This window comes from Lutimaribacter saemankumensis (genome assembly GCF_900100005.1).
GTDB classification, from domain to species: domain Bacteria; phylum Pseudomonadota; class Alphaproteobacteria; order Rhodobacterales; family Rhodobacteraceae; genus Lutimaribacter; species Lutimaribacter saemankumensis.
Map to the genome: position 1 here is coordinate 1 of NZ_FNEB01000031.1, position 3,723 is coordinate 3,723.

Below are 3,723 nucleotides of genomic sequence, written 5' to 3' on the forward strand. Positions count from 1 at the left end.
CTGATGACGTCAATTTGCGCATGCGCTGGAGAAATTGAACTGGCGATTACTTGATATGAGATGTGCGAAATTAAACAGGTTTCTGCATATCAGCGGAAATCCGGTCAACATGCGCACAGACTGGCACCTCTCAATTCGCAGGATTGCTTTCGTGCCGAATATCGCCTGCTTTGGCTCCCTCCAGCGAACACTGGAGGGAGCAAGGCGTGTCCGGGAGAGCGGTCAGCGAGCGCCGGGAGCACTCACCGCGCTCTGGTTGCTGAAGAAGCGATACGCATCGACGTAGTCGCCATTGGCTTGGCCCTGCTCACCTTCCAGTAGAACGCGATCGGCCGGCAGTGAGATTTTCTGACCACCGGTGGCAACAACAAAACCATCCTCACCGATCGCGCGCTCGCTCGGGTGCAGCGAGATGACGCTCCGGTCACCCATGGTCGAAATGACCGTGCCGTTCAGAGCCACGTTGGCGACGGCCGGTACAGCTGCGGAACTAGCCGCCACGATAAAGGCGATTGCGATATGTTTCATTTTGGTTTCCTTTCATTTGCTCGACTTCGAGGCAGCGCGTTTCCGCGGCCTCCTTGTCTGTTTCGATGAAAGGAATATGAGAACCAGCCCCGCGGAACATAATGGCGGCGGTAGAGAATGACTAACAACAAAACGTTCTTAATATTTTTCGACCTTAGAGCACCACCGCAGACGGAGAAGCGATGGTCAGTTTGTCGTCGGGCATCAATCGATTTAGCTTCCTGATCGTTGCCGTATTCTGAGTTCCTGAGGGTAAAGTCGAATAGCTGGTAGGATCAAAGTCCGCTTTGGCGAAATGCCCTACAGCAAACATGGCAAGAAGTGACTTCTCCGATATCGGCCGGGCTCGGCGTTGCTGTCTGATTTCAAAAAAATGGCCGCGACGAGCGCGGCCAGAGTCCAACAGGGAGGTAAGGAGACTGAAGCGTCTCCCAAAATTAGCGCCCCACACAACCCTGCATAATGCTATCTGAGCCCCATTCGCCCGCGCAAAGATGTGCTTTTCGCGCTTCACCAGCGTTTTAGTCACGTGCGTTTCATTGTTCGATTGCAGCGCGCCGCCGACCGCGAGCGATGATTAGTTCTGTGACAGCACTTGGACCTGCCGGGCTGATGAGGAGAGCCTTTAACCACCAGAACCGGATCGTTTCATGGCTGACGTCGATGCCGCGTTCGTGGAGCAGGTCTTCGACATTTCTGAGCGATAGCGGGAACCGGACATAGAGCATCACCGCCAGGCGGATGATCTCGGGGCTGGTTTTGAAGTACTTGAAAGGCGAGCGTTTGGTCATCTCGAGAGGCTACGAAACACCCCTGCCCGCCTCAAGACAAGTTCCTCTGACAAGACCCTCCGCGGGAATACGTCTACGACATTGAAAACGTGGACACGCATCAGAAAAAGCGAGTTTTCTCGCATCGTCGTTTGGATGTCGGCGACCTGATCGGGGAAAGTTTCTGGATCAGGGAAGGATGATCTTCCTCGCACGACCACGTTATGATCTTAGCTATTGGTGACCTGCCCCCTTGGGATGATTTGAATCAAAGGGACGGCACGCCTTTTGTGATAAGCAAGAGTTCATCATGGCCAAGCCAAAAAAACCTGAAAAGCCCGCTATCCGCCTTGTGGATCAGCCGGATGCAGACCCGCAACCGAAAGCACCGGATATGCCGGTGCCGTCGGATTTCGGGCAGCGCGCCGACACCCACCCCTATCAGGACCTCGACAAGATGGTCCGCGCGGTCATAGCGCGCTATTCCGGGGGCGTATCGCCCTATTCCGTGTTCCAGGCATGGTCGGATTGGGCCATGCATCTCAGCCGCGCGCCGGGGCGGCGGATCGAGCTGGCGGAACTGGCCGCGCGAAACGCGGTGAAGCTGGGGGATTTCGCAGCCAAAACCGCGATGGGGCAAGACCCCAAGCCCCCCTTTCAGCCAAAGAAAACCGATCACCGCTTTAACAATGACGCGTGGTCGGACATGCCCTTTGCCTTCTGGCAGCAAAGCTTTCTGGCGACGCAGGACTGGTGGGATCACGCGACCGACGCAATACGCGGGCTCAGCCCGCCGGATTCCGAACGCGTGCGTTTCATGATGCGGCAGGCGCTGGACCTGATTTCGCCTTCGAACTTTCCCGCGACCAATCCCGAAATCGTCAACGAAACAATCAGGCAACGTGGCAGGAACATCGTCGACGGGTTTGAGCATTTCATCGACGACCTGATGCACACGCTGACCCAGGCCGCGCAGGATGCGCCCGAGGGCTTCCAAATCGGCAAGGATATCGCATGCACACCCGGCAAGGTGGTCTATCGGCGCGAGCTTTTCGAGTTGATCCAGTACGCCCCCAACACCGAAAAAGTGCATGCCGAACCGGTGCTGATCGTGCCGGCCTGGATCATGAAATACTACATCCTGGATCTTTCGCCGGAAAACTCGCTGATACGGTTCCTTGTCGCGCAGGGCTTTACCGTTTTCGCGATATCCTGGTGCAACCCGTCGGCGCGGCAGGCGTACCTGTCGCTTGACGATTATCGCAAACGCGGCGTGATGGAGGCGGTCGACGCGATCTCGGCCATTGTGCCGGGAGAAAGGATTCACGCCACCGGATATTGCCTGGGCGGCACGATCCTGAGCATCGCCGCCGCGACGATGGCGCGGGACAATGACGAAAGGTTGGCGTCAGTTTCGCTGTTTGCCGCGCAGGTGGATTTTTCCGAGGCGGGTGAATTGCTGCTGTTCCTGGACGAAAGCCAGGTCGCCTTTCTCGAAGACATGATGTGGGCACAGGGCTATCTGGACCGTCCGCAAATGTCGCGCACCTTCGCCTCGATCCGCGCCGAGGATCTGATCTATGCCCGGGCCGTGCGCCGCTATTTCCTTGGAAAGCAGGATTTGCCCAGCGATCTGACGGTCTGGAACAACGATACGACACGGATGCCGGCCAGAATGCATGGCGAATACCTGCGCGGTCTTTTCCTGGAAAACCGCCTGACCGCCGGGCGGTTTGCCGTCGAAGGCAAGGTGATTGCCCTGAAAGACATCTCATGCCCGCTTTTCGTCGTGGGCACCGAGGACGATCACATCGCGCCGTGGCGGTCGGTCTACAAGATACGGCTGTTCACCGACGGCGACCTGACTTTCGTGCTGACCAAGGGCGGCCACAACGGTGGCATCCTGAGCGAGCCCGGCCATCCCCGACGCCACTATCGCAAGGGCGACCGCCGCGAGGGCGACAAATATGTCGACCCCGACAGCTGGCTGCAGCGCCACGACCCGACCGACGGGTCCTGGTGGCTGGAATGGGTGGACTGGCTGCAAACTAGATCAACCACCGGACGGGTACCCCCGCCCCCCATGGGACGCGATGAAACGCCTTTCGCAGCCATTGCCGATGCCCCCGGATCGTATGTCCTCCAGAAATGAGGTTTGAGCAGTGCTGTCAGACGGGTGATGTCAGATTAAACGTATCTTCCCAAACGTCCCTTCCCTCTCATTTGCTGAACCAGAAGACGTGGCCTCACCGTAGCACTGCTGTAGCATCGGCGCGCCTGGCCCAAACGCGGGCATCGCCCCGAGGGGCGCTAAATTGTTGTTTTGTCATGGGATATTTGGTTGCGGGGGTAGGATTTAACCTATTCCGAACAAAAGCCAGAATCCGCCCGCTTTGCAAACCTAGCCGTCCATGATTGCGCACCT

Annotated in this window: 2 protein-coding genes and 1 pseudogene; 1 reads left to right on the top strand and 2 read right to left on the bottom strand. The window is 57.6% G+C overall.

The features are described 5' to 3' along the window. Positions 1-222: 222 nt before the first annotated feature. On the bottom strand, positions 223-528 hold the full coding sequence (locus BLT50_RS18705) for a hypothetical protein (protein ID WP_090030810.1): 306 nt from the start codon (positions 526-528) through the stop codon (positions 223-225). Positions 529-1,160: 632 nt separating this feature from the next. After that, positions 1,161-1,319, bottom strand: a pseudogene (locus tag BLT50_RS18710) (IS6 family transposase); the annotation flags it as partial. Positions 1,320-1,608: 289 nt separating this feature from the next. Between BLT50_RS18710 and BLT50_RS18715 the strand changes: the two are divergent. Continuing rightward, the gene (locus BLT50_RS18715) at positions 1,609-3,450 is read left to right on the top strand and encodes a PHA/PHB synthase family protein (protein ID WP_090030812.1); all 1,842 of its coding nucleotides are present in this window, start codon (positions 1,609-1,611) and stop codon (positions 3,448-3,450) included. Positions 3,451-3,723 lie beyond the last annotated feature (273 nt).

Coding starts and splice junctions, on each gene's coding strand:
- BLT50_RS18705 (WP_090030810.1), bottom strand. CDS start 528: ATGAAACATATCGCAATCGCCTTTATCGTGGCGGCTAGTTCCGCAGCT.
- BLT50_RS18715 (WP_090030812.1), top strand. CDS start 1,609: ATGGCCAAGCCAAAAAAACCTGAAAAGCCCGCTATCCGCCTTGTGGAT.